This window comes from Kineothrix sp. IPX-CK (genome assembly GCF_039134705.1).
Classification (GTDB): Bacteria; Bacillota; Clostridia; order Lachnospirales; family Lachnospiraceae; genus Kineothrix; species Kineothrix sedimenti.
The window spans coordinates 3,285,656-3,311,250 of the sequence record NZ_CP146256.1; the positions used below are offsets into that span (position 1 = coordinate 3,285,656).

Annotated in this window: 25 protein-coding genes; 8 read left to right on the forward strand and 17 right to left on the reverse strand. The window is 45.6% G+C overall.

Going from position 1 to position 25,595, the window contains the following annotated elements; all coding sequences use genetic code 11:
- The first annotated feature begins 141 nt into the window (after positions 1-141).
- On the forward strand, positions 142-933 hold the full coding sequence (locus V6984_RS15720) for an ABC transporter substrate-binding protein (RefSeq protein WP_342760026.1): 792 nt from the start codon (positions 142-144) through the stop codon (positions 931-933).
- A gap of 11 nt (positions 934-944) precedes the next feature.
- On the opposite strand, the gene V6984_RS15725 is transcribed toward V6984_RS15720, so the two are convergent.
- From V6984_RS15725 to V6984_RS15790, 14 genes are all read right to left on the reverse strand, one after another.
- Positions 945-1,727, reverse strand: a complete 783-nt coding sequence (locus V6984_RS15725; protein WP_342756556.1) for an ABC transporter permease — start codon at positions 1,725-1,727, stop codon at positions 945-947.
- Between the two features lie 8 nt (positions 1,728-1,735).
- The gene (locus tag V6984_RS15730) at positions 1,736-2,419 is read right to left on the reverse strand and encodes an ABC transporter ATP-binding protein (protein WP_342756557.1); all 684 of its coding nucleotides are present in this window, start codon (positions 2,417-2,419) and stop codon (positions 1,736-1,738) included.
- Between the two features lie 104 nt (positions 2,420-2,523).
- Entirely contained in the window at positions 2,524-3,378 is an 855-nt protein-coding gene (gene aroE / locus V6984_RS15735; protein ID WP_342756558.1) for a shikimate dehydrogenase, read from the reverse strand.
- A 16-nt stretch (positions 3,379-3,394) separates the two neighbouring features.
- Positions 3,395-5,323, reverse strand: coding sequence for an ABC transporter ATP-binding protein (locus tag V6984_RS15740; protein ID WP_425324211.1), 1,929 nt, complete (start codon positions 5,321-5,323; stop codon positions 3,395-3,397).
- Entirely contained in the window at positions 5,289-7,028 is a 1,740-nt protein-coding gene (locus V6984_RS15745; RefSeq protein WP_342756560.1) for an ABC transporter ATP-binding protein, read from the reverse strand. The genes V6984_RS15740 and V6984_RS15745 overlap by 35 nt, the downstream gene beginning before the upstream one ends.
- A 50-nt stretch (positions 7,029-7,078) precedes the next feature.
- Positions 7,079-7,822 carry an ABC transporter permease gene (locus V6984_RS15750; RefSeq protein ID WP_342756561.1) on the reverse strand — a complete coding sequence of 248 codons (744 nt, stop codon included), beginning with the start codon at positions 7,820-7,822 and terminating at the stop codon, positions 7,079-7,081.
- Positions 7,819-8,592, reverse strand: a complete 774-nt coding sequence (locus tag V6984_RS15755; RefSeq protein ID WP_342756562.1) for an ABC transporter ATP-binding protein — start codon at positions 8,590-8,592, stop codon at positions 7,819-7,821. The genes V6984_RS15750 and V6984_RS15755 overlap by 4 nt, the downstream gene beginning before the upstream one ends.
- 29 nt (positions 8,593-8,621) lie before the next feature.
- A complete protein-coding gene (locus V6984_RS15760; RefSeq protein ID WP_342756563.1) occupies positions 8,622-9,575 on the reverse strand; it encodes an ABC transporter substrate-binding protein in 954 nt (317 codons plus the stop codon).
- Positions 9,565-10,152, reverse strand: a complete 588-nt coding sequence (locus tag V6984_RS15765) for a UbiX family flavin prenyltransferase (RefSeq protein WP_342756564.1) — start codon at positions 10,150-10,152, stop codon at positions 9,565-9,567. Before V6984_RS15765 ends, V6984_RS15760 begins: the two co-directional genes overlap by 11 nt.
- A 40-nt stretch (positions 10,153-10,192) precedes the next feature.
- Entirely contained in the window at positions 10,193-11,074 is an 882-nt protein-coding gene (locus V6984_RS15770) for a 4-hydroxybenzoate octaprenyltransferase (protein ID WP_342756565.1), read from the reverse strand.
- Positions 11,028-12,761, reverse strand: coding sequence for a menaquinone biosynthesis decarboxylase (locus V6984_RS15775; protein ID WP_342756566.1), 1,734 nt, complete (start codon positions 12,759-12,761; stop codon positions 11,028-11,030). Before V6984_RS15775 ends, V6984_RS15770 begins: the two co-directional genes overlap by 47 nt.
- Positions 12,762-12,993: 232 nt before the next feature.
- Positions 12,994-13,917, reverse strand: coding sequence for an aldo/keto reductase (locus tag V6984_RS15780; protein ID WP_342756567.1), 924 nt, complete (start codon positions 13,915-13,917; stop codon positions 12,994-12,996).
- Between the two features lie 28 nt (positions 13,918-13,945).
- Positions 13,946-15,124 carry an iron-containing alcohol dehydrogenase gene (locus tag V6984_RS15785; protein WP_342760027.1) on the reverse strand — a complete coding sequence of 393 codons (1,179 nt, stop codon included), beginning with the start codon at positions 15,122-15,124 and terminating at the stop codon, positions 13,946-13,948.
- Positions 15,125-15,151: 27 nt separating this feature from the next.
- Entirely contained in the window at positions 15,152-16,003 is an 852-nt protein-coding gene (locus V6984_RS15790) for an aldo/keto reductase (RefSeq protein ID WP_342756568.1), read from the reverse strand.
- Positions 16,004-16,293: 290 nt separating this feature from the next.
- On the opposite strand from V6984_RS15790, the gene V6984_RS15795 reads away from it, so the two are divergent.
- The 7 genes from V6984_RS15795 to V6984_RS15825 all read left to right on the forward strand — a co-directional run bounded on the left by V6984_RS15795 (position 16,294) and on the right by V6984_RS15825 (position 23,460).
- Positions 16,294-16,683 carry a MerR family transcriptional regulator gene (locus V6984_RS15795; protein ID WP_342756569.1) on the forward strand — a complete coding sequence of 130 codons (390 nt, stop codon included), beginning with the start codon at positions 16,294-16,296 and terminating at the stop codon, positions 16,681-16,683.
- A 161-nt stretch (positions 16,684-16,844) separates the two neighbouring features.
- Entirely contained in the window at positions 16,845-18,452 is a 1,608-nt protein-coding gene (locus tag V6984_RS15800) for a transposase (protein WP_342756543.1), read from the forward strand.
- Positions 18,453-19,043: 591 nt separating this feature from the next.
- Complete coding sequence (locus V6984_RS15805) at positions 19,044-19,697, forward strand: metal-dependent transcriptional regulator (protein WP_342756570.1); 654 nt, start codon at positions 19,044-19,046, stop codon at positions 19,695-19,697.
- A gap of 30 nt (positions 19,698-19,727) precedes the next feature.
- Positions 19,728-20,666, forward strand: a complete 939-nt coding sequence (locus tag V6984_RS15810; RefSeq protein WP_342756571.1) for a metal ABC transporter solute-binding protein, Zn/Mn family — start codon at positions 19,728-19,730, stop codon at positions 20,664-20,666.
- A 14-nt stretch (positions 20,667-20,680) separates the two neighbouring features.
- On the forward strand, positions 20,681-21,433 hold the full coding sequence (locus V6984_RS15815; protein ID WP_342756572.1) for a metal ABC transporter ATP-binding protein: 753 nt from the start codon (positions 20,681-20,683) through the stop codon (positions 21,431-21,433).
- Between the two features lies 1 nt (position 21,434).
- Positions 21,435-22,358 (forward strand): metal ABC transporter permease, encoded by a 924-nt coding sequence (locus tag V6984_RS15820; RefSeq protein WP_342756573.1) that lies wholly within the window; start codon positions 21,435-21,437, stop codon positions 22,356-22,358.
- Positions 22,291-23,460, forward strand: coding sequence for a metal ABC transporter permease (locus V6984_RS15825; protein ID WP_342756574.1), 1,170 nt, complete (start codon positions 22,291-22,293; stop codon positions 23,458-23,460). The genes V6984_RS15820 and V6984_RS15825 overlap by 68 nt, the downstream gene beginning before the upstream one ends.
- Before the next feature lie 91 nt (positions 23,461-23,551).
- Here the strand turns inward: V6984_RS15825 and V6984_RS15830 are convergent, their stop codons facing one another.
- The 3 genes from V6984_RS15830 to V6984_RS15840 form a co-directional block, all read right to left on the reverse strand.
- Positions 23,552-23,716: a hypothetical protein gene (locus V6984_RS15830; RefSeq protein ID WP_342756575.1), complete on the reverse strand. Its 165-nt coding sequence runs from the start codon at positions 23,714-23,716 to the stop codon at positions 23,552-23,554.
- 79 nt (positions 23,717-23,795) lie between these two features.
- Positions 23,796-24,836: a hypothetical protein gene (locus V6984_RS15835; RefSeq protein ID WP_342756576.1), complete on the reverse strand. Its 1,041-nt coding sequence runs from the start codon at positions 24,834-24,836 to the stop codon at positions 23,796-23,798.
- Between the two features lie 79 nt (positions 24,837-24,915).
- Positions 24,916-25,557, reverse strand: a complete 642-nt coding sequence (locus V6984_RS15840) for a lactate utilization protein (RefSeq protein ID WP_342756577.1) — start codon at positions 25,555-25,557, stop codon at positions 24,916-24,918.
- Positions 25,558-25,595: the final 38 nt, after the last annotated feature.

Here is a 25,595-nt window from a genome sequence, read left to right on the forward strand (position 1 = left end):
ATAACGAGAAGATAGAAAGGAATTTTATTTTATTATGAAAAAATCATTTACACTGCTGAAAACACGTCAGAAAGCACTGCTTCCGCAACGGAAGAATTAAATGTAGGCATCCTTCCTGCAGAATCTTCCATTCCTCTGATTCTGGCTCAGGAAAAAGGCTTTTTTGACGAGGCCGGTTTACAAGTGACCTTGCAGTCTTTTTCTTCCCCTAACGACCGAAACGCCGCTGTTCAAGCGATGTCTCTGGATGCTGCCATCGGTGATGTTATGACTGCCGCGGCTTTTGCTGATAACGGCATTCCCATGAAAATCACCTCGGATATCAGCGAAGATTTTAAAATACTTTCTTCTCCCAATTCCGGAATTACATCTATGGAACAATTGAGCGGAAAGAAGGTTTCTCTCGTTCCTAACTTTATTTTGGAATATATTATGGATGAGTTTGCCGCCGAATACGGCTTTTCATATGAAATCGTAGAAATCCCTTCCTTCTCAGGAAGATCGGAGGCCTTGATGTCGGATCAAATCGACGGGGTCGTCTTCACGGAGCCGCAGGCCGGAATGCTGGTCGAGCAAGGTGCTCATCTGCTCGGCAGTTCGAAAGAAGCCGGCATAAAAGGCGGTGTCATTATGTTTACTGAAGATACTATCACAAACAAACCGGAAGCGGTAAAAGCATTTTATTCCGCTTACAATGCCGCCATCGATTACATGAACGAAACCGATGCTTCTAAATACAGCGATCTGCTCGCTCAGTACCAGTTCCCGGAAGCGATCGGCGGCTACCTCGCGAGTCAGAACGGAACCTTCGCCTATGCGGGCGCCATTGCTGAGGACCAATTCGAGCATATTATCGAATGGACCAAGAATAAGGAATTAATCGGCAAAAGCTATACCTATGAAGAGCTTACCGACTTTTCCTTTCTTCCATAATAAAAGTTCTCTCAGCGCGCTGCGGCATTTCTCTTTAGCCACGGCGCGCTGAAACGTTCTAATGAATCTAATAAATCGAACAATATTATTCCTAATAGACCGATTGCCAGAATTCCCCCGAACATTTCCACATAATTCATTTTCGTCCATGCGCTTAAAATATAATAGCCGATACCGTATGTGGCCGCATAATTTTCCGCAAAGAATAAGGAAGCCAGCGTAATCCCGATACTGATGCGCAGCCCCGAAAAAATCTGCGGAAGAATCGCCGGAAAAATCAAATAACGGTATCTTTGTCCGGATGCGGCGCAAAAGCTGTCCATCACTTTAAAATGCAGCGGTAAAATCTGTTCCACACCGTCCCTGACCGATAAAATCATCTGAAATATGATGATCCAAATCATCAGGATTATCTTAGAGGTATTCCCGAGGCCGAACAGCAGCATAAAAATCGGGAGAAATGCAATCTTCGGCATAGGATAAATGAAATATAAAAAGGGAGACAACAGATTCTTGCACGTCTCGTTTACACCCAGAAGCATGCCTGCCGGAACTCCTATTATAAGAGAAATACCAATTGCCGCCAGAACTCTCAGCAGGCTGGCACCGCAATGAAGGATCAGCTTTCCCGGAACCGTCAGCATGTACGCAAGCGTTTCCAGGGGAGAGGGCACCGTATGAGTATTTAAAAGCAGATGACAGATCTCCCAGAAAATAAGAAAGCTGACAAAGCCTAAACACTGATTCTTAACAAACTTCCCCGTTCTTTCCTTAGCCCCCGCTCGAATAGCCATACGCCTCTTTATCCTTCTTTCTCCATTTTTAACAGCTTCCTTAATTCAATACATTCCTCATAAAAACCTAACTGTTTTCTGGCATCTTTGGTAAAATAACAGAGATTCTCTCTCTGTTCTACCTTTCCGTCCTCTTTCAAAATGAGGACATACTGCCCTAGCCGCATTGCCTCCTCCACATCGTGTGTCACGAAAAACAGCGTCATCCCCCGCCTTTGCTGTTCCTCCCTGATCACTCTCTGCAGTTCTTCCTTAGTTACCGCATCCAGCGCGGAAGTAGGCTCGTCCATCAAGATAATATCGGGACCGCCGATTAAAGTTCTCGCAAGCGCTACCCTCTGCTGTTCTCCTCCGCTCAACTCCTGCGGATACTTGTTCCCATGCTTTTCTAGTCCCATTTTCTCAAGCAGGCAATAGACAGCCTCTTTCACCCCCTGCTTCCCGCCCCTCAGCTTGAGAGGCATAGCAACCGCTTCCTCTACCGTCTGCCATGGAAAGAGTCCTAACTCCTGAAAAAGAAATGCCGTTTCCTTCCTCGGTCCTGACACCCTTGTCCCGTTAATGCTCACCGTTCCCTCGTCAGGCTTTAAAAATCCGGCGATCAAATTCAGCATCGTCGTTTTGCCGGAACCCGATTTCCCGATTAAAGCGTAGGAAACTCCTTGTTCCAGCGAGAGATCGACTTTCTTCAAAACCTGCTGCCTCCCAAAAGAAAAGGATACCTGATCCATCAAAATAAAATCCTTTTTCAAGCTCTCTCCTTTCGGCGTCTTCATGCCGCGCAAAGTATATCGTCTTACAAATCGAATTCCTCTTTTAATGTCCTTACCATCACATCCACCGGCGGTTTCACCCCGGTCCATAACTCGAAATTCAGCGCGCCTTGATTTACCAGCATTCCAAGGCCGTTGATTGCCTTTGCGCCTCTCTTTCCTGCCTCCGCAAGGAACCTCGTATTGGGATCGTTAAATACCACATCTGCTGCTGTCATTTTACTCGTTATCGTATCATAATTTATCTCAGGCTTCTTATCACAGTCAGGATACAGGCCTATGGATGTGGCGTTCACCAAAATATCCGTCTCCGCCGGTATGTCCATCCCTTTTATGAACGGGATAAACTGTGTCTGCGCTTTGGTCCTGCTTTTCAGCAAATCTACCAGTTCCTTACCCCGCACCTCATCTCTGTTAATTATTATAACCTTTTCGGCACCCGCCAGCGCGCATTCCACCGCGACCGCTCTCGCCGCCCCTCCTGCACCTATCACTGTGATTCGTTTCCCCAGCGGAGAGATGCCTTCATCTTCCAAAGATTGCAGAAAGCCCTTACCGTCCGTATTTTCGCCGTAAAGCTTTCCTTCTCTGTTGATTACCGTATTCACCGCGCCGATAATACTTGCTGCGGGGGAAAGTTCATCGAGATACCTGAGCACTTCCACCTTATGCGGAATAGTCAGGTTGATTCCTTTCATCTGAAAGGCCTTTACTCCCTCAATCGCCGCCTTTAAATCTCCGGGATTTACTTTCACGGTCAAATATCTGTAATCCAGACTCATTTCACGAAACGCCGCTTCCTCCATCACTCCGGTGGGGTTCTCATCAATGGGGCAGCCGAAGGCTCCGACTAACTCCGAACGATAACATTTTGCCATAGTATCCTCTCCTTATTCATTCTAATTCAAAAGCTCCTGTATACAATTGATAATATTTACCTCTCTGCGCGATCAACTGCTCATGGCTGCCTCTTTCAACAATACGTCCATGTTCCAGCACCATAATCACGTCGGAATTCTTTACCGTAGAAAGTCTGTGCGCTATTACAAACACAGTACGGCCCTTCATCAAGGCATCCATGCCCCGCTGAACAATAGCCTCCGTACGGGTATCGATGGAAGATGTGGCTTCATCCAGAATCATAGCCGGCGGATCCGCCACGGCCGCTCTGGCAATAGCTAATAACTGCCTCTGCCCCTGCGACAGATTCGCCCCGTTGCCGGCAAGAAGCGTTTCATAGCCTTGCGGCAGCCGGGTAATGAAATCGTGGGCTCCCGCCAGCTTCGCCGCCTCCCTGCACTCTTCGTCCGAAGCATCCAGCTTGCCGTACCGTATATTTTCCATAACGGTTCCGGTAAACAGGTTGGTATCCTGTAAAACAATACCGAGAGAATGACGAAGATCTGTCTTTTTTATTTTATTGATATTTATGCCGTCATAATGAATCTCACCCTCCGCTATATCATAAAAACGGTTTATCAGATTCGTAATCGTCGTTTTACCGGCGCCGGTAGCGCCTACAAAGGCAATCTTCTGCCCCGGCTCCGCATACAAGGTAATATCGTGAAGAATTGTCTTATCGGGAACATAGCCAAAGTCTACATTCTCCATTCTCACGTCTCCGGCCAGCCTCGTATACGTAACGGAGCCGTCGCCGTGAGGATACTTCCACGCCCACATTTTTGTACGCTCAGCACATTCCACGATTTCTCCGTCCACTTCCCTGGCATTTACCAAAGTCACGCAGCCTTCGTCCGGCTCCGGTTCTTCATCGATCAGCCCGAAGATTCTGGAGGCTCCCGCCAGTCCCATAACAACTGCGTTAATCTGCTGAGACACTTGGTTAATATTGCCCGCAAACTGTCTTGTCATGTTCAGGAAAGGAACGACAATGCTGATACCGAAGGCTAATCCGGAAAAGCTCACATTAGGCACCTTGGCAAGCAGGAAAAAACCTCCCGTCAGCGCTACTACTACGTAAAGCATATTTCCGATATTATTCAGTATCGGCCCCAGCGTGTTGGCATACTTATTTGCCCGCTCCGCATCCGAAAAAAGTGAATCATTGATGCGGTCAAACTCCGATTTGCTTTCCTCCTCATGGCCAAATACCTTCACGACCTTCTGGCCGTTCATCATTTCTTCCACAAAGCCCTCCACCTTACCGAGAGCCACCTGCTGACGCAGGAAATATTTCGCGGAGCCTCCGCCCACCTTTTTGGTAACCCGATACATGATGAATACGCCAAGCAAAACTACAAAAGTCATCCAAATGCTGTAATACATCATGATACAAAACAAAGTCATAACTGCAATGCCGGACATCATTAGCTGTGGTATGCTTTGTGAAATCATCTGGCGAAGGGTATCAATGTCATTGGTATAGTAACTCATAATATCTCCGTGATTATTCGAGTCAAAATAGCGAACCGGAAGATTCTGCATTCCGCGGAACATTTTCACACGAAGCTTTTTCAAAGAACCCTGAGTAATAACCGCCATCATCCGGTTATAGGCAAAGGCCGCCGCCAGCGAAAGGATGTAGCAGACTGCCAGCAGGAGCACAAAGCCGGTAATCCGGGCCGCCACTGACTGCCAATCACCTTTTTGCCAGGAGCGTTCCACCAAGGCAATAATATTTTGCATGAATATAGATGGGATGGAAGAAATTACTGCATTGAAAATAATGCACACCACTACAATAGGCAGCATGACCGGATAAAATCCAAACATTATTCTGATCAAGCGCTTCAACACGCCCTTTTTTACGATTCTATTATTTTTCACACTACTCACCTGCCTTATTCTGGGATATATAAACATCCCTATATACCTCATTGCCTGCAAGCAATTCCTGATGAGTCCCAATGGCGAGAATCGTTCCGCCCTCCATAACGATAATGCGGTCCGCATCCTCTACGGATGCCGTTCTCTGTGCGATAATAATCTTTGTCGTCTCAGGAATATACTCCCTAAGAGCTTTTCGGATCAATGCATCCGTCTTTGTATCCACCGCGCTGGTAGAATCGTCCAGTATGAGTATTTTAGGCTTTTTTAACAGTGCTCTGGCAATACACAGGCGCTGCTTCTGCCCGCCCGACACATTGGTTCCTCCCTGCTCGATGTGGGTGTTATACTTCTCGGGAAAGCGGGATATGAATTCATCAGCCTGCGCCAGTCGGCAGACCTCCTCCAGTTCCTCGTCCGAAGCGTCCTTGCTGCCCCATCGGAGGTTTTCTTTTATCGTTCCTGAAAACAATACGTTTTTCTGCAATACCACCGCCACTTGATTTCGAAGTGCTTCCAGGTCGTACTCTCGCACATCCGCACCGCCTACCTTCACAACTCCCTCCGTCGTATCGTAAAGGCGGGAAATGAGCTGAATCAACGAAGACTTGGAAGAGCCGGTTCCTCCGATAATTCCTATGGTTTCTCCCGATTTTATGTGCAGATCGATTCCCTCCAGGGCCATACGCTCCGCTTCTTTGGAATATTTAAAGCTCACATGTTCAAAATCCACAGAGCCGTCTTTTACGAGGAGCAGACCTCCCTCCGGACTTTTCATCGTGCTTTCCTCGTTTAATACCTCCACAATACGGTGTGCCGATTCTCCTGCGATGGTTATCATAACGAACACCATGGAGAGCATCATCAGGCTGCTTAAAATCTGAAAGCTATAAGTAAGCAGGGCGGAAAACTGTCCCACATCCAGATCCAGTCCCCGCGAGGTAATAATGGTATAAGAACCGAAATAGAGCACAAATATCATAACCGTATAAAGACAAAACTGCATCAGAGGGCTATTAAAGGCCAGTATTTTTTCTGCTCTGGTAAAATCTCTGCAAACATCCTCCGCCGCTCTTTCGAATTTCTCTTTTTCATGATCCTCCCGCACATAAGACTTTACCACCCGAATTCCTGCTACATTTTCCTGAATGGAATTGTTCAGCGCGTCATATTTACGGAATACCTTCCGGAACAAGGGTATTGTCTTCCGGATGACCAGATACAAGCCTATCCCCAATACCGGTATTACGAACAGGAAGATAAATGCCATCTTCCCTCCCATGACAAAGGCCATGGTAAAAGAAAATACCAGCATCAGAGGACAGCGTATCGCCGTTCTGATAATCATCATGTAAGCATTTTGCACGTTGGATACGTCCGTCGTCATTCTCGTTACCAAAGAGGAAGTGGAAAACTTATCGATATTTTCAAAGGAATAGGTCTGGATCCTATAAAACAAATCCTTTCTTAAATTGCGTGCGAAACCGCTGGAGGCGGTGGCACAGGACATTCCTGCAAGGGTCCCGAAGGTCAGGGACAAGGCTGCCATAAGCACTAAAATAAGGCCATATCCGGCAATTACCCCGAATTCGCTTCCCGCTTTGATCTGATTCACCAGCATCGCTATAATAAACGGTATGATACACTCCATTATTACTTCGAACGAAACATATACGGGCGCTTTAATTGAAGGCGTTGTATATTCCCGTATGCTTTTCGCAAGGACTTTATAAATTGGCATCACTAACACTCCTTTTTTCGTTACATTTTAACATTTTTCAATATTATGGATCACTTCCAGGCGCAAAGCCTGCCGGAAAGAAAATCCACCGCCGCAAACAGCAAAAATCCCACAATCGAAATCACGATGATACCGCTGTACATGCCGATATAATCGATACGCGACCATGCGTCCACGATATAATAACCCATTCCATGTCTCGTTCCATACCCCTCCACGAAAAAAAGAACGGAAACTGCCGTTCCTAAAGAAACCCGCAGGCTGGTCAAAAGCTCGGGCATGATCGCCGGAAGCGTCACATGCCGGACGATCTGCCCCTTAGTAGCTCCGGCGCTCACTGTAACCAGATACAGAGATGGATCGATGTTCTGTACGCTGTCCCGAACCGCAACAATTACTTGGAATACAATAATCAGAAAGATAATGGCCACTTTGGAACCATCCCGCATTCCCCATAGAAGCATAGCGATTGGCAGCAAAGCGGTCTTGGGTATCGGATAGCTGAAATAGACAAGAGGATACAATATTCTATTGGCTCTATATGAATACGCCATAACAATCCCCACCGGAATCCCTATCAAAAGGGATAAAAGCAAGCCCTGCCCGATTCGGTTCAGGCTATATAAAATATGTATGAGAATATCGTCTTCAAACACCTTGCCGAAATTCATATATACCGTTAGCGGATTAGGAATCACGGTAGTTTGCACCGTCAGATAACCGATATACCAGATGACATTGATCAGCAGAAAGCCTTCTAAAAAAAGACAGATTTGGTTCAGCAGTTTCTTCATGGTGCCTCTCCTTCATTAACGGTTTTAAGTAGGTCCCGCAGCATCCCCCTTATCTGAAGGAAGTCCTCACCCTGCGTCTTTCTCTGTCCAAAATATGGGTTATCCATCTGCTTGAGCAGCCTTCCCTCTTCCCTGTCCAGCACCGCAATTTTCTCCCCCAGATACAGGGCTTCCTCCATGCTATGGGTGACCAATATGGTGGTGGGCCGTTTCTGCCGCCAGATCTTCAGAAAAAGTTCCCATGCATCAAAGCGGGTAATCTCGTCCAATGAGGAAAAGGACTCATCCATCAAAAGAAGATCCGGTTCCTGCAAAAATGCACGGGCCAAAGCCACACGCTGTACCTGACCGCCGCTAAGCTCTCCCGGATACCGGTTCAGCAAAGCATCTACTTTCAAAGAGCGGCAAGTCTCCTCAAGCTCCGCCCGCTTCTTTTCATCTGCCGGAAGCTTGTGCAGTTTAAGCGGCAGCAGACAATTCTGACGGATGGTTTTCCATGGCAGAAGACCGCAATTCTGAGGAATAACCGCAATCTTTTGAGTTTTCGGATTATGAAGAATCTCTTTGCCGTCCTCAGAAACCGTTATTGTACCGCCGTCTGCAGGAAGCATACCTGCCAGCACCTGGATCAAGGTCGATTTACCGCATCCGGAAGGCCCCAGCACCGCCAGCACTTCTCCCTGTTCAAGACAGAGAGAAAAACGCTTAAGAACCGGCACTTCTCCGCCCTTAGTCCGATAACTTACGGAAATATCATCTATTTTAAGCATTTTTATACCTATGATCCTTTCAACCTTTCCTACTCTCCATAAACATCAAAAGTCATTTGCTCATAGGTAAGCGCAGACTCGCATAGCCCCTTTTCGCTGGCCCAGAGCACCGCCGCAGCTACATCCTCCTCAGGGGGAAGCTCGCTAACACGAAACGGCTTTATCGTAATCTCTCCCAGCATCTCTTCGGGATAACCTACCGCCTCGATGACCGTTTTTTCATATTCCCGAATATCCGTACTATTCATATAGTCTACCGCCTCGTTATAAGCCTTGTATAGGTTTCTGACAGCCTCGTTTTTCTCATCCAGTGCCGTCTTAGAAAATGCCGAGACGGCCGGATAAAGTCCATATTCATTGGCAGTTCCGAGCCGGACCGCTCCGTCTGAAAGCGCCAGTGTAGCGAAGGGTTCCGGCAGCAGACCAAGATCTATTTGCTCGTTTCTAAGCAGCTCCAGACGATCCGGGATTCGGGGAACTATTTCCTTTACCACCTCGGTATCCGCTAAACCGTTTTCCGCAGAAATATTGTCGAGAACATATTCTATCAGTGTTTTTTCCGAAATTGCGATGCTCTTTCCCTTTATCTGGCTTATATCGGTGATGCCGCTGTTCTTCCCGGCCACCAGAATATAATCTCCGTCCGTAATACCTGTGATCTTCACATCGAAGCCTGCATTCTGATACATGCACACGCCGATATAATCCGTAAGCACTCCATCCAGCTCCCCTGCCTGAAATGCCGCATCCCTATCCTTTGCCGATGTAAAAACCTGCAGATCCAATTCAAAATTATATTTATCCGAAAGCTTGTTTTCGTTTATGAGAACATAGGGAATTACATCCGAGGAGGACATCATTCCGATGCGCAGCAGCGTCTTATCCCCGGCGGCAGAAACCGCAGCATCCTCCTTTTTCGAGCAGCCTGCTGCTGTAAGCAGCAGAATTAATAACGCAGTCATTACAACAATTTTATTCTTCATATTTACCTTCCCATCTTTTATAATATGTATTTTCGATTCCAAGACTGTCCAAAGTCTTGCCCGCGATAAAATCCACCAGTTCCTCCATCGTCCGGGGCCGTCCATAGAATCCCGGCATAGCAGGGAGAATAGTGGCTCCCATCTGGGAAAGCTCTGTCATATTCTTCAAATGCACCGTAGAAAGCGGTGTTTCCCGCGGTACCAACACGAGCGTGCGCCTTTCCTTCAGCATAACATCTGCGGCGCGGGTAAGCAGCGTTTCCGTAATCCCATGAGCCAGCATTGCCAGCGCCGACATGGAGCAGGGAACGATCGCCATCGCTTCGAAACCGCTGGAGCCGCTGGCCGTGGCGGAAAACAGATTGTGATTATCCTCTAGTACAATCTCTGCTCCGTTTCCGCCCCACAGCTTCACCTGCTCTTTCAGCGAAACACCGGTTTCGTACTGCAATACTTTTTCTCCGTTAGATGATGCGATTATATGCAGTTCCACCTCTTGCATGGACAAAAGCTGCGCAAGGCGCAGAAAATAAACGCCGCCGCTCGCTCCGGTCAATCCGAGTATTATTTTCTTCATTTTTATACCCGTGCTCCTTTCAACCTTATACCCATCCTTCTTAAATAAAAGCGTCTAAAAGTCCAAATACCAGCAATGTTATGCTAACTATCTGATTAATGCTGTAGGATGCAATATTGACGTTTGTCAGATTCGTGGGAGACACCATGCGGTACTCTGCCACGAACAAAACGGCGATCAAGCCGACACCGATATAATATATCAGTCCGAACTGCGGTACTAAAATCCCTATTAAAATCAGACAAAACAGCGTCCCTATATGAAACAGACAAGCGATTGCCAGAGCACCCTTTACCCCGAATTTCACCGGAATGGAATGCAGACCACTGCGCTTGTCAAAATCGTAATCCTGACAACCGTAAATAATATCAAACCCCGCGACCCAAAGGGTATTGGCCGCTCCCATGACCAGCGGAAGAAACGCAAACCGCCCCGTAACCGCAAGCCACGCACCGACAGGTGCACAGGCACAGGTAACACCCAGTACCAAATGGCACAAATAGGTAAATCGCTTGCAATAAGAATAAATAATCAGCAAAAACAACGCCACCGGCGACAATGCAAAGCACAGCCAATTCAGCTTATACGCCCCAAACAACATGAACAAAAAGCAGATCGCCGTAAAAATGATTACCTCGCCCGCCTTCATTTCACCTTGGGGAATCTGCCGGTTTGCCGTGCGCGGATTCTTCGCATCGATCTTCGCATCGATCACACGGTTAATGGCATTCGCTCCGGTACGCGCTCCCATAAAGCATATGAGTATCCAAAGAAGAACAGAGAGCTCCGGCAGCCCGTTAGCCGCGAGCACCATAGAAATCAGCGCGAAGCTGAAGGAAAAAATCGTGTGTGAAAACATCACAAGCTTTCCATAATCATTTATTTTTTTTATTCCCTTTTTTAGAACTGCCGTCAATTCCATACTCCATCCACCTTTCGCTGACTATCCGTTTCATCTCCTCCGACATGACAATATCATCCGGCCAGTCTCGGGACAGACCTTCCCCCCGAAGCTTCCTCGTAGCGTCCACACCGATTTTCTGTCCGAGAATAACTATATCTCTGGAAGCGTCGATATTGTTAAAAACCTTCCACATCACCGTAGACAGATCGCCCGCATCCACACTGTCATCCACACAGATAACAAACTTCTGCGAATGTACGGGAAGGTATTCTTCCAGCGTTTTTCTTCCCTGGAAATTATACTCCTTCTTCACCGAAATAACAATAAAGCTGTTTTCCACCTCTTTTTCCTGCGAAATACCGTTTTCTGTCGCATCCACGCCGAGGCGGCATCCGTATAAGGCCGTGCCGGAAGAATGGTCCAGAGCATCCAGCGGTCCATTAGAAAAGAAAAGGCTTTCCCTTCCTCTGACATTTTGCAGAACCACGTCCCGCACCTTGGAAAGATCGCGCACATCCACGGACTCGTTCACCGTGACGATCATTTTTGTATACATCATCTGTCCCATACCCCATATCGCATTCATCACCTTGCGCGCGGCGCCGGGGTAACGGCTCCTTACGGAAACGATCGCACAGTTATGGAATACACCCTCAAGCGGAAGGTTCATGTCTGCCAGTTCCGGAATCTGCAGGCGCAGAAAGGGCAGGAAAATACGTTCCGTAGCCTTCGCCATATAGCAGTCCTCCATGGGAGGCTTACCCACAACGGTAGCCGGATAGACCGGTTCTCTCCTATGAGTTATACAGGTCACATGAAACCGCGGGTATTCATCCGCCAGCGAATAATAACCGGTATGGTCCCCAAAGGGGCCTTCCCTTACCAAATCTTCCTTCGTATCAACATAACCCTCCAGTACGAATTCAGCATCTGCCGGAACATAAATATCATTGGTAATACACTTCACCAGTTTCACCCGGGCCTTTCTAAGCCAGCCCGCAAACATCATCTCATCTATCATCTTTGGAAGCGGACTGGTCGCCGCATACGTAATTGCAGGGTCGCACCCGAGGGCAACCGCCACCGGCATCTTACGTCCCTCCGCCGCATACGACTGAAATATCTCCGAGCCGTCCTTGTGCTTATGCCAGTGCATGGCTGTGCTAGTCCGGTCCAAAATCTGCATACGGTACATGCCCACATTCTGCCGACGGCTTCCCGCCTCCTTTGTAAACACGAGAGGAAGCGTAAAAAAACGGCCAGCATCCTGCGGCCAGCATTTCAGTACTGGCAGAGAAAACAAATCCGGTTCTTTTTCGATTACCTGCTGACAGTTTCCTTTACGAAAGCTCCGGCGGGGAAACACATGCAAAAGCCGAAGCAACCGGGGAATACTTTTTACCAGACCGGAAACAGAAAGATAATTCTCCAGATTCAGGTATTTCTCTATTTCCCTTCCAATGTCATCCAGGTTGTCCGCTCCAAGTGCCATGCTCATACGCTTTTCGCTGCCCATTACATTCATTGCCACAGGATAATCATAACCCTCCGCATTTTGGAATAATAAAGCCGGTCCCTGCGCTTTGCTGACTCTGTCCGCCACCTCCGTCATTTCCAGTTCCGTAGATACCGGAACATCTATCTTTATTAATTCATTGTGCTCTTCCAGTTTTCTCAGGAAACTTTGCAGATTGCGATATGCCATTGAATGACCTCCTCTTTGTATCGCTTAATTATGGAAATTAATAAAATCACAATATGTTACACTATTATAACTCATTTTTGTGCTTTTGGCTCAGTATTTTTAATGTGGTTTTCAGAAACACCCAAGTATATACTTCACACAAAGATATCCCTCAACAGACCGGTCATCAGACCTTCTATTGAGGGATAAATAATATAATATTTATATGACCAGGAACCCGAATGTTACGAACTTAAGGCAGAATATTCCCCGCCGCGCGATAAATGTCATACCACTCCTGACGAGTCAAATAAATATCTGCTGCCTTTATACAATCTTTTAACCGCTCGGGATTCATTGTTCCTGTTACAGGCTGCATATGTGCAGGATGACGCAGGATCCAGGACAACGCGATCGTGGTGTTCGTCACTTCATATTTAGCGGCAATTTCATTAATCTTGGCATTCAGCTCCGGGAACTTCTCATTATCTAAGAAAACACCTTCAAAAAATCCGTATTGGAAAGGTGACCACGGCTGTATTGTGATATCGTTCAAACGGCAGAAATCTAATATACTTCCATCGCGGTTAACTGCCGTCTCATCCAGCATATTGACATGGATACCCGATGAAATCATAGTGGCATGGGTGATGCTCAACTGCAGTTGGTTTGCCACGATAGGCTGATTCAACGATTTTTGAAGCAGCTGTATTTGCATAGGATTGTGATTGGATACACCAAAGTTTCGAACCTTTCCACTGCTATAGAGCTTATCAAATGCCTCGGCAACTTCTTCCGGCTCAACCAATGCATCCGGACGATGCAGGAGAAGAACATCCAAATAATCGGTTTTCAGGCGTTTTAAGATTCCATCTACCGACTCTAATATATGCTCCTTGGAAAAATCAAAGGTATTCTCCACCTTCCTGATTCCACACTTGGATTGCAGGATAATCTTTTCGCGCACAGTATCGTTCATATGAATGGCGTCCGCAAATATTTCTTCGCTTGCTCCCCTGCCATAGACATCGGCATGATCAAAAAAATTAGCACCGTCCTCTAAAGCGGTCTGCACCAAATGCTCAGCATCTTTTTTATTCAGATCTTTCATGCGCATACAGCCGACCGCAATCACCGGCACTTGTAAATTCGATTGTCCTAATTTCATAGTTTTCATAATCGTTTTTCTCCTTTTATATTATGTTTTATTTAGCGAGCTTATAAATTTCAAGCACATCCTGCCAGTACAGTTTCTTCAAGTTGCCAAGAGGCTGCTCGGCGCCATAAGTTTCTCCCGTTGCTTTTTTTGCCATCACTTCCAGTTTACTTTCGTCAATGCCAAGCTCCGAAAGGGTAGATGGAAGCCCCATTTTCTTATAGAAACCGCGCAGACGTGCAATACCTTCCATCACAATGGCGTCGGGATCGCGGTAGCTGCCTTCCACTCCCATTACATTTACCGCAAACTGGACGAACATGTTAGCATTCGTCTTATAAACGTACTGCATCCAGGCGGGAGTCAATACGGCCAGTCCGGCACCATGAGCTACATCATAGATAGCACTAAGCTCGTGCTCCATACCGTGGCAGGCCCAATCCTGTTCACGGCCAAGTCCCAGCAAATCATTATGGGCTATTGTTCCTCCAAATCCAACCTGGCACCATGCATCATAGTCGCGAACATCCGAAAATACACGCACAGCATTTTTCATAATAGTTCTCAGCGTTGTCTCACATAATCCGTCTGTCAAATCAGTATGCACCGTATTTGTAAAATAACGCTCAAAGATATGACTCATCATATCAGCTACACCGTTTGCTATTTGATTTTTGGGCAATGTAAAGAACAATTCCGGATTCATGACACTGAGCAAAGGGCGCAGATGAACACTTCCATACCCAAGCTTCATCTGTTTCTCCTCGTTAGTAACTACCGTACCGTTGCTGGACTCGCTGCCTGCCGCCGGGATCGTCAGAATCGTTGCAACCGGCAGCGCTTTTGTAATCGGTTTTTGCTGTTCATAGAGCTCCCATACATCACCTTCGCAGCATACGCCCATGGCGATGGCTTTCGCCGAATCAATGACGCTGCCTCCGCCCACAGCGAGAATCAAATCTACACCCTCTTTTCTGCAAAGGGCGATCCCTTCACGGACCAGAGATACCCGGGGATTGGGAACCACACCTCCAAGCTCAACAAATTCCAGATCACTTTCTTTCAAGGAGGCAGTTACCGCATCATACAAGCCGCTTTTTTTAATACTGGTCCCGCCGAAGTGAAGCAACACCTTCTTGGCATGGGGCTGTAACAAAGTACCGATTTCCTTGTGTGTATCCCTGCCGAATAAAATACGTGTAGGGATGTGTAAATCAAAATTCAACATCACATATATTCCTTCCTGCGAAATATTTTAAAAAGTAGCCAAATCCGGATTCTGAGAATACCCGCAGCATCCCTTTAAATCTGAAATAACCTGAACATCCTGTTCGGAAAGTTCAAAATCAAAAATATCGGCATTCTCTCTTATGTGGGATTCCGATACTGCCTTAGGCAGAGGTAAATATCCCTTCTGCAGACTCCACCGGATCCCTATCTGTGCAATAGTTTTCCCATATTTTTGCGCAATAGCCTGCATATCAGGCACTTCAAAAAGCTGCCCTGTTCCGAGAGGGCTATACGCCTCCAATACGATATTACGTTCCTTACAATAGCTCACAACCTCATCCTGTGTATCTCCGGGGCAAAGACGTATTTGATTTACCATGGGTTCAATCGTTGCGGTTTTCATAAGCTCATCTATATGACGGGGATGAAAATTACTGATTCCTATGGCGCGTATACGGCCAGTCTTATATAATTCTTCAAAGGCTTTCCATGTTCCTGCATTCGCCGACTGCCATTCGTTTCTGAATTTAATCGGGTTGGGCCAATGAATCAAATATAAATCCAAATAATCCATATCCAGATTTTTCATCGTCTGTTCAAATGCTCTCATTGTATTTTCATAACCATGTTCCGGGTTTTGCAGCTTACTGGTAATAAAAATCTCATCTCTGCTGATGCCGCTTTGCTTTACCGCAATGCCGACACTCTCCTCATTGCCATACCCTGCCGCGGTGTCAATATGACGATAACCTGATCCAAGGGCATTTTTCACAGCAGATACCGCAGACTCTCCATTTGGTATCTGATATGTGCCGAACCCTACACATGGGATTTTCACTCCATTATGTAATTCGTAACCATCTCTTAGTGATTTCATTCCAGAACCTCCTTAAATTTATATTGATAAATAGCTAAATATAACGTATGATGAAATTATAAACCTTAACGTTAACTTCAAGTCAATATAAAAAAGTAAAATATAGTATAAATATTGTTACTGTTCACACAGCAGCTTAACACTTGCTGTTAAGCTGCGTAAGAACGTGATTCAGGAGATGATTTCTGCTTCGCGAAGCGAATTTAAATGCAAAAAGTTTGCATTGCAGAACATCATGGGTTGCTGTGAACGGAGTGAACAGTAACATAAATATTTGGAGGAGAACTTTTATGGACTATTCTATCAAGCAAGTATCGGAAAAAACAAATTTAAAGGCGCATGTCTTACGCTATTATGAAAGAGAAGGCTTACTGCCCTTCGTAAAACGAAGCGAAAGCGGGATACGGCACTATTCGGAGGATGATCTGGAATGGCTCGGATTAATCTGCTGCCTGAAGAATACCGGTATGTCCATAAAGCAAATAAAAGATTTTGTCAAGCTGAGTATGGAAGGCGAAGTCACTTTAAAGCAGCGATGTGATATGCTGCAGGAACACAAAAAAAATGTAGAGGAAAAATTGGAGGAAATGCAAAAGCATTTACTGAAGGTTTCTCATAAGATCGAATATTTTACTTCTCAATATCAAAAATACAGCGCCGCTACTTCTTCTAAGTCATAAAGTCGCCCCGCAAACTTCCGAGCAGGCTTACGCCTGCTCTTATTTTATATAATAGGATGATGTTGGGGTCAAATACCCCCCCTTTAGTACCTTGAAAATTACACACATTTATTTTTTGACGCTTTCTGTTATAATGAATATAGCAGAAAGGCGGTGTTTTAATGGCATTCCATACCAATAGTTCACAACAATACTCGTTAACAGATATCACAAATACATTAACAACTCGTGAGAAAAAAGCAATGGAAAACTCATGGGCTAAAATCTTTGCGGAAGAGATTTTTCCCTTTATAGATGAAGGACGTTTTCATGTGCTTTACTCAACCAGAACCCAATGTCGATCCAATACACCAGTGAATATCTGCGTAGGCGCACTTATTATTAAAGAACTGTTCCAAATTTCCGACGATGAAGTTGTAGAAAATCTAATGCTTGACCCAAGATATCAGTATGCATTGCATACCACCAGTTATGAAGAACAGCCTCTAAGTGATAAAACACTTTCTCGTTTTAGAAAACGCTGCTATGATTACGAGTCTGCTTATGGAACGAACTTAATGCATGAATGCGTAGCAGACTTAAGCAGTAAGATTGCTAAGATGATGAATATAAATCCCCGCATGAAGCGAATGGATTCTCTGATGATTGAAGCAAACATCAAAAACCTTAGCCGTGCAGAGCTACTTTATACCTGTGTAGCAAAACTTGTAGCATACATTCACAAGGAAAACAGAAATGATATACTGGAAGGTTTGGAGCATTACTATAATCCAAATGATTTCAACCAAACATTTTACTACAATGACAGCACTGGGACGGACGAGCGCATCCATTCTATTCTCTGTGATGCAGAAAAACTATTGGAGTTATGCAATTCTGACTATGATGAGATTACGGAGTATCAACTTTTAATAAGATGCCTTTCTGAACAAACAGTCGTTCAGAATTCAGTAAGAAAGCTTCGTAACAAAGAAGATGGTGGATTTTCTTCATCCATGCTTCAAAATCCAGCTGATCCAGATGCAACCTATCGTGAAAAAGCTGGTAAGAAACATCGGGGCTATGTGGCAAATTTCGAAGAATCAGTCGGTGAAAACGGTTCTGTAGTTACGGATTATCAATTCGAACCCAATACTTATAGTGACAGTCAGTTTCTCAAAGATCATTTACAACAAACAGAATCACAAAAGGAAACTACAATCCTTATTACAGATGGCGCGTATAGTGGAGCAGAGAACACAAGTCTGGCAGCCGCTAAAAATATCCGATTGGTTACCACTGATTTAACCGGAAAAGAGGTACCAGATATTTATGCTGATTTCGAAATGAATAAAGAAGGCACCCGAATCCTGAAATGTCCGGCTGGATATTCTCCGAAAAGCTGCTGCTGTTCTAGTAGCAATGGGCATGTGCATGCATCCTTTATAAAGGAACTCTGTCTAGGCTGTCCGCATAAGGATGAATGTAGAGTTAAAGTATATAAAAATGTCTGTTCAGTGGACCTATCTGCTACCGCACAATATCGTGCCAAAACACGACGTTACATGAAAACTGACGAATTCAAGGCATTCGCTCGACTACGCAACGGGGTTGAGACCATTCCTTCTATTTTGAGAAGTCAGTATCAGGTAGATCGTATGGCTGTCCGTGGAAAAATCCGGAGTGGATTTTTCTTTGGATGCAAAATTGCAGCATTGAATGTACGTAAGCTATTGACTTTCCGAAATGGCTTGGGACATTATGCGCAAAATCCATTGTTAGCCAGTTAATATATTGAAAAGCCAGGATTACTTAGTGATAATTAACGATTTACCCTTTTTGAATAATGTTTTTAAAAATATGTGTGAAATTTTCAAGGTGCTAAAGAATTGGGGGAATAAAAATCCTAAATTGACCCCAACATCATAGGATTAGGGTGTCAAAAGGTCCTTTTTAAAATATTCGAGGCAATATGCCCAAAACAAAAAGAACGACTGCGCCTATGAAAATATTTAGAAGTTCTTTCTCTGGACATTTGTTTTCTGTTATGTTTGGCAGGGATGGACTGAGAATTAGAACTTCTTATATATTGGAATTCGGTGCGGGAGTCTTTTTGCTTTGGGCATATTGTCAAGAGACGTTCGCAAAAAGGACCTTTTGACATATGTAACACTTTTCACCAATCATCATAAATTAGTCAAGGGAAACGTTATTTCCCATCCCTAACAATTCTTACAGTCAATTCATTGATTTTTAAAAACCGCTTGCAGTTTTTATATTTTAGGTATATAATTTAATTAAATTTAGGTATGCCTAAATACATTGTTGCATCTTAAGCCAAATTCATACGGATTGTTTATTCAAAACGGAGGAAGAAAAAAATGACACCAAATAAAGAGGATTATTTAAAAACCATTTATAAACTTGGCGGAATGGAGGAGTTAGTGAACAATAAGCAGATTGCGGAAACCTTGCAGATCGCGCCTGCCTCCGTTACGGAGATGCTCGGCAAGCTGAAGCGGGAAGGGCTTATTCATTATGAGCCCTATAAGGGTTCCCGTCTGACAGCGGAAGGAATGAGCGCTGCTATTTCACTGGTGCGCGGGCACCGGCTCTGGGAGGTATTTCTGATGCGCCATCTTGGTTATACATGGAGTGAGGCTCATGAAGATGCGGAGCTGCTGGAGCACATTACGCCTTCCCGCCTGACTTCCCGGCTGGATAAATTCTTGAATTATCCGGCGTACTGCCCACATGGCAGCGAGATTCCTCATTCTGACGGCGAGATCCACCACCACCCTCTGCAGACCCTGGATCTGCTTCCCGTCGGTACCGTCTCTCATATCCGGCGTGTAACAGAGGAAAAGGAATTGCTGGACTATTTACAGGAAGCAGGTATCACCATAGGGAGCCCCGTTCGCATTGTAGAGGCTGCCGCATATGAAGGACCGCTTACCCTTGATCTGGACGGAAAACACGTTCAGATTAGTTACAAAGCCGCCCGTCAAATCTATATAGACCGGACGGAAGATTGATCACACAAAAAAATTATAAGGAGGATTCACATGAACAATAAGATTAAAAGCCTTCTTGGCACAGTTCTAAGTTTGACATTATTACTTGCGGGCTGCTCAGCTCCCGCAGAAAGCGCAGAGTCAGGGACGGATAAATTGAATGTAGTCGCTACTACTACCATGCTGACCGATCTGGCAGAGGAAATCGGAGGCGAACGCATCACTGCCAATGGTCTTATGGGACCCGGCATCGATCCTCATCTGTATCAAGCCAGTGCAGGAGATGTTTCTCTGATGCAGAAAGCAGATGTTGTAGTATATAACGGTTTGCATCTCGAAGGGAAAATGGGTGAAATATTTGAAAATCTGTCCACCCAGGGTTCTACTGTCATTTGTATTGAAAATGGACTGGATGAATCTATGCTTCTGGCCTGGGAAAACGACAGTTCGGTCCATGATCCCCATATTTGGTTTGATGTTTCCCTATGGAAGCAAGCGGCAAAAGCTGTTGCGGAGGGGCTGACTCAGGCTGATCCGGAAGGAAAAGCAGATTATGAAGCCAATTTAGAATCTTATTTGAAAGAGTTGGATGAAACGGATACATACATCCGCAATCGTGTGACGGAGCTGCCGGAATCACAGCGAGTACTGGTTACCGCTCATGATGCATTTCAATATTTCGGCAAAGCATACGGATTTGAAGTGAGGGGCCTGCAGGGAATCAGCACCGACGCAGAGGCGGGCACGTCCGATGTGAGTGCTCTGGCAGATTTCATTGTAGAAAGACAAATCAAGGCAATCTTTGTGGAATCCTCCGTACCGCCTAAGACCATTGAAGCCTTGCAAGCCGCAGTAAAAGCAAAAGGCTTTGATGTCGCCATAGGCGGAGAGTTGTATTCCGACTCCCTGGGAGGCGCAGATTCAGGAGCCGAAACTTACATTCTGACCGTAAAAGCAAATATTGATACGATTGTGGATGCTTTAAAATAGTGGGAGGAAAAATTATGAAAATACAACAAAATTATGCAGTGGAGGTAGAGGACCTTACGGTAGCTTATGACGCCAAGCCGGTGCTTTGGGATATCGACTTGAAGATCCCAAAAGGCAAATTGATGGCAGTAATAGGCCCTAACGGAGCAGGTAAGACGACCTTGATAAAAGCTATGCTGGGACTTTTGAAGCCGGTTACCGGAGCGGTTCACTTTCTTGACGGAAACGGCGGTATACGGACCCTGAAAAACCAGATTGGTTATGTGCCTCAAAGCGGCAGTGTAGACTGGGATTTCCCGGCTACGGTACAGGATGTTGTCCTGATGGGATGCTACGGCAAGCTGGGATGGATTCGCCGCCCCCGCAAATCAGATATAGAACTGACAAAACAAACACTGGCAAAGGTAGGCATGCAGGATTATGCTTCCAGGCAAATCAGCCAGCTCTCCGGCGGTCAGCAGCAGCGAGTATTTCTCGCCCGTGCTTTAGCCCAGGAGGCTGAAGTCTACTTTATGGATGAACCTTTTAAGGGTGTTGATGCCCAAACGGAAAAGGCCATCGTTGCCCTTCTAAAGGAGTTGAAAGATCAAGGCAAAACCGTAGTGGTTGTCCACCATGATTTACAGACGGTTCCGGATTATTTCGACTGGGTAACCCTGATCAATCTTCGCGTAGTTGCAAGCGGACCTGTGGAGGAGGTATTCCATGAAGAAAATCTGAAGAAAACCTATCACAACTGCGCCGCTCTTCTAAGGAGTGTGGTGTGATATGAACAGTGTAATTGCTTTGTTTTCAGACTATACCTTTCAAACGGTCGCTCTGGGTTCCGCTCTTTTGGGACTGATCAGCGGAGTGTTGGGCAGCTTTGCAGTCTTGAGAAAGCAGAGCCTTTTGGGAGACGGGATATCGCATTCTGCGCTGCCCGGTGTGGTCATGGCTTTTGTTCTATTGGGAAGCAAAAATACGGAAATTCTGCTGTTAGGCGCTCTTATTTCCGGTCTGCTGGCAACGCTGTTCATTGTCAGCATTGTGAGATATACCCGTGTGAAGTTTGACAGCGCCCTCGCTCTGGTCATGTCTGTCTTTTTCGGATTGGGCCTGGTAATGCTCACCTATGTACAGAAGATTCCTAACTCCAACCAAGCCGGACTCAAACGCTTTATTTTCGGGCAGGCATCCACACTTTTGCAGCGGGATATCCTCCTGATGGTAATCTGCGGCCTGCTGCTTCTGACACTGGTACTTTTGTTCTGGAAGGAATTCAAGCTCTTTACCTTTGATGCCGATTTTGCCCAGAGTCTTGGCTTTTCACCCAAAAGGCTGAATCTGCTGCTGTCGTTTATGATCGTACTGGCAATCATTATAGGATTGCAGGCTGTAGGCGTGATCCTTATGAGTGCCATGCTGATCACCCCCGCCGTTGCCGCCCGTCAGTGGACGAATAAACTGTGGATCATGGTAATGCTCTCAGCGCTGTTCGGAGCCGTATCGGGCGTTATCGGTACTGCTGCCAGTTCTCTCGTGCCAAAGCTGCCCACGGGCCCGGCTATCGTGATTTGTATCAGCACCATAGTAGTCATCAGCGTCCTGTTTGCACCGGGCAGAGGGATACTGCACCGGATTTATGTGCGAAGGAGAAATAGAATTTTGTATAAACTGGAAGGAGGTAAGCCGGATGTCCCCTCAAATTGAAATTCAAATCATTGCTGTCATTGTGGCGGTAGCTTGTGCTCTTCCCGGAGTTTTTCTGGTACTCCGTAAGATGTCTATGATGTCTGACTCCATTACCCATACGATACTGTTAGGGATAGTGCTTGCTTTTTTCGTCACCTATGACCTTTCCTCCCCACTGCTCATTGCGGGTGCGGCGTTAATGGGTGTTATGACCGTCTGGCTGACGGAAATGCTGAGCCGGACCCGGCTCCTGGCAGAAGATGCTGCCATCGGTGTGGTTTTTCCGCTGCTCTTTTCCATCGCCATCATCCTGGTTACCCGCTACGCAGGTTCCGTTCACCTGGATACCGATTCAGTGCTTTTGGGAGAGCTGGCCTTCGCCCCCTTCGACCGCATGGTCATCGGCGGCAAAGACATTGGTGCGAAGGCAATCTACACAACCGGGATACTGTTACTGATCAATCTTAGCGCCATTATTATATTCTTTAAGGAATTGAAGGCAGCGACCTTTGATCCCATGCTCGCCGCGGTATTGGGTTTCTCTCCGGCATTGATGCACTATGGCTTAATGACGCTTGTATCCCTGACTACCGTCGGCGCATTTCAGGCGGTGGGCTCGGTGCTGGTCGTAGCCTTTATGATCGGACCTCCGGTAACGGCTTATTTGCTGACGGACGATCTCAAACATATGCTGATCTTAAGCGGCGGGATCGGAGCCGTCAACGGCATCCTCGGTTATCAGGCCGCAACAATGTTTGATGTCTCCATCGCCGGCAGCATGGCAGTGGTGACCGGATTGGTTTTTCTGGCCGTTTTTATTTTTGCTCCCCGCAGAGGACTGATTGGTTCATTGCTCAGACGCAAGACACAGAAAATTGAGTTTGCTAAAACAATGCTTCTTTTTCACCTGTTTAACCATGAGTCCAGTGCTGAAGAAGATTCAAAAGCAGGCGTTAATACTATACCGGCACATCTGCACTGGACGGTCGAATTCACATCAAAAATTATCAAGTTATTAGAGCATGAAGGCTACATTAAGCTGTCAGACGGTTTAACAAAGCTGACAGACGAAGGTCGCAGTGCAAGCATTCATAATTATAACTCACTTTTCTCAAAATAATATTTCTATCAAAAAAGTCAGTGCCTTTTTTAATTCAAGAAAGGCACTGGTTTATTTTTTGCTTACATGTAATTTTCCGGTAAAGGGCAAATCAGGGGAACAGGCCGGCCGACCCCGTCAATTTTTTAAGAGTAAAATAGCTAAGCCGCAGCTTGTCGGCAAGCAGATACAAAAGGAGCAGGAAAACAGCGCTGACAATTATCGTAGACAGCTCATATCCCGCATAGAAATTGAGGATGTACTTATCAAATATCATAATATTAAATAACGGTGGTTTGTGGTTTCATCCTTGTGTCCCCTTTTAAGCTCTCTTTTTACATAGCCGCCCGTCCCGTCTAATTATGATTGGGAAAGGCCCTGCTTTTATTCTGCAGGATAATGAAGGTATTGGGAGTTTCCTCTCTCCAATCAGGAATATACAGCATTCCGTTCCAATAGTCCATACCGCATATTTTCTCAAAGCCGGCCCTCTTACCGTCGGCTGTTGTATTGCTCGCATCCGCTACGGTCGTAATGATATTCGTACCGGCCTGAATAACCCTAATCGCCCGGTTATATGTATCTCCGATGATTATGTTATTCTTTTCATCCACCGACAAAGACCAGGGACCGTCGAATACTTCCGCCGGATCGGCCCCGGCCCCAAGGCGGGCATATCGTGCATCGCCGCCGTCGCCGCAATATCCGCCTGTTCCGTCCCCGCAAATTGTAGTCACTGTTTTGGCCTCAGGGTCAATCTTGCGGACCGCATAGTTTCTGCTGTCAAGAACATAAAGATTTCCGTCAGCCCCCAATCTCATATCATATATCCAGTGGAAGGACGCCTGATGAAAAGGTACTGTTCCTTTTTGAAATCCTGCTTCCTTTTTTCCTATCGTTTCAATCAGCGTACCATCATAGCTGAAATGAAAAATCCGGAATCCCCTGACGTCATTTACCCATATATCATCGTTATGGTCATAGATACAATTCCCTATATCGACAATTCCGGCTTCCTCCTTATCAATAAGGGCAGTGAAACAGTTCGTGGATAAGTCCATTTGATATATGTACCTATCTTCGGAAACAAGCAGGGTATTATGCTGAAATGCCCTTGAAATATATTTAGGCTGTGTCAGCGAAACGCTAAAGTGCACGGGAGCAAGTTCCGGGTCTGTGGCTCCTGCCGTCCATGCAGCGCCGCCATCGTCAAGTAATCCTATAAAGTTTCTGTGATATTCTGCGATATAGCAGGCACCGGTATAATCATGAAACCCAAACTGCGGCAATCCGTTTATTATCTTCTGCTCCCCATAATCAATGACATCGACCACATGCCACACAGACGAAGTATGAGATTCTCCGTATCTGCTCTCATCATTATTTATTTTATCCATGAACATTCCCTCCTTTTTGAAGAGTATAACAAAAAGAATATGACAATAGCATGTCATATTCTCTTTATAAGAAGATAACTTAATATCCCAGCTGCTTCGCCACAATAATTACCTTTATCCTATCCTTAACAAACTGTCTTGTTATGGTCACAAAATCATTGCATATCCTATCCGGACTTTTACAATCCACACAATGCCCCAGCTTAGTGCATGGCGTGTCCTTCCCTAACCTCTTCGCATCAATAGGCGCGGCATAATTTCTAACCCTTCTTTCCGCCTCTTCGAGATTTTTAACCAGTTTATTTATTCCGGCAACTATTATGACTTGCTTCGGTCCATATATCATTGGGGCCACTCTGCTTCCATTCCCGTCGATGTTATAAAGTTCTCCCTCTTCCGTCAAAGCATTCGTGCTGCAAAGGAACGTGTCTGCCGAGAAATTCTGTATATAAATCTGCCGTTTTTCTTCGCTCGTAATTCCGTCCCTGTATTTATCCAGGAAAATATAGTTTCCTTCGCGCAGAAAATCTAAAACTCCGGTTTCCAGAAGAGTAATGGAATCGCCTGTTCCAACAACAGAATCCTCCTGAATGAATTCTTTTAATATTTCTATTAATTCCTCTTCATCCTTTACAAAGATTCCTTTCATATTATGCTTTTCTAATCCGTTTATCACTTTTTCAACTTGTTTATTTATAAACCATGAAATATTTCCATCCATGTATTATCGCCCTTCCGTCGCAGTAATTTTCGTTTTTC

Excerpts from the sequence above, each read along its gene's own strand:
- V6984_RS15740 (WP_425324211.1), bottom strand. The coding sequence starts at position 5,323 with ATGTTTATATATCCCAGAATAAGGCAGGTGAGTAGTGTGAAAAATAAT.
- V6984_RS15815 (WP_342756572.1), top strand. The coding sequence starts at position 20,681 with ATGAAAATACAACAAAATTATGCAGTGGAGGTAGAGGACCTTACGGTA.
- V6984_RS15835 (WP_342756576.1), bottom strand. The coding sequence starts at position 24,836 with ATGGATAAAATAAATAATGATGAGAGCAGATACGGAGAATCTCATACT.
- V6984_RS15840 (WP_342756577.1), bottom strand. The coding sequence starts at position 25,557 with ATGGATGGAAATATTTCATGGTTTATAAATAAACAAGTTGAAAAAGTG.
- V6984_RS15785 (WP_342760027.1), bottom strand. The coding sequence starts at position 15,124 with ATGTTGAATTTTGATTTACACATCCCTACACGTATTTTATTCGGCAGG.
- V6984_RS15775 (WP_342756566.1), bottom strand. The coding sequence starts at position 12,761 with ATGGCATATCGCAATCTGCAAAGTTTCCTGAGAAAACTGGAAGAGCAC.
- V6984_RS15725 (WP_342756556.1), bottom strand. The coding sequence starts at position 1,727 with ATGGCTATTCGAGCGGGGGCTAAGGAAAGAACGGGGAAGTTTGTTAAG.
- V6984_RS15765 (WP_342756564.1), bottom strand. The coding sequence starts at position 10,152 with ATGAAGAAAATAATACTCGGATTGACCGGAGCGAGCGGCGGCGTTTAT.
- V6984_RS15755 (WP_342756562.1), bottom strand. The coding sequence starts at position 8,592 with ATGCTTAAAATAGATGATATTTCCGTAAGTTATCGGACTAAGGGCGGA.
- V6984_RS15800 (WP_342756543.1), top strand. The coding sequence starts at position 16,845 with ATGGCATTCCATACCAATAGTTCACAACAATACTCGTTAACAGATATC.
- V6984_RS15780 (WP_342756567.1), bottom strand. The coding sequence starts at position 13,917 with ATGAAAACTATGAAATTAGGACAATCGAATTTACAAGTGCCGGTGATT.
- V6984_RS15805 (WP_342756570.1), top strand. The coding sequence starts at position 19,044 with ATGACACCAAATAAAGAGGATTATTTAAAAACCATTTATAAACTTGGC.
- V6984_RS15760 (WP_342756563.1), bottom strand. The coding sequence starts at position 9,575 with ATGAAGAATAAAATTGTTGTAATGACTGCGTTATTAATTCTGCTGCTT.
- V6984_RS15825 (WP_342756574.1), top strand. The coding sequence starts at position 22,291 with ATGTGCGAAGGAGAAATAGAATTTTGTATAAACTGGAAGGAGGTAAGC.
- aroE (WP_342756558.1), bottom strand. The coding sequence starts at position 3,378 with ATGGCAAAATGTTATCGTTCGGAGTTAGTCGGAGCCTTCGGCTGCCCC.
- V6984_RS15795 (WP_342756569.1), top strand. The coding sequence starts at position 16,294 with ATGGACTATTCTATCAAGCAAGTATCGGAAAAAACAAATTTAAAGGCG.
- V6984_RS15810 (WP_342756571.1), top strand. The coding sequence starts at position 19,728 with ATGAACAATAAGATTAAAAGCCTTCTTGGCACAGTTCTAAGTTTGACA.
- V6984_RS15790 (WP_342756568.1), bottom strand. The coding sequence starts at position 16,003 with ATGAAATCACTAAGAGATGGTTACGAATTACATAATGGAGTGAAAATC.
- V6984_RS15750 (WP_342756561.1), bottom strand. The coding sequence starts at position 7,822 with ATGAAGAAACTGCTGAACCAAATCTGTCTTTTTTTAGAAGGCTTTCTG.
- V6984_RS15745 (WP_342756560.1), bottom strand. The coding sequence starts at position 7,028 with ATGCCAATTTATAAAGTCCTTGCGAAAAGCATACGGGAATATACAACG.
- V6984_RS15770 (WP_342756565.1), bottom strand. The coding sequence starts at position 11,074 with ATGGAATTGACGGCAGTTCTAAAAAAGGGAATAAAAAAAATAAATGAT.
- V6984_RS15830 (WP_342756575.1), bottom strand. The coding sequence starts at position 23,716 with ATGATATTTGATAAGTACATCCTCAATTTCTATGCGGGATATGAGCTG.
- V6984_RS15820 (WP_342756573.1), top strand. The coding sequence starts at position 21,435 with ATGAACAGTGTAATTGCTTTGTTTTCAGACTATACCTTTCAAACGGTC.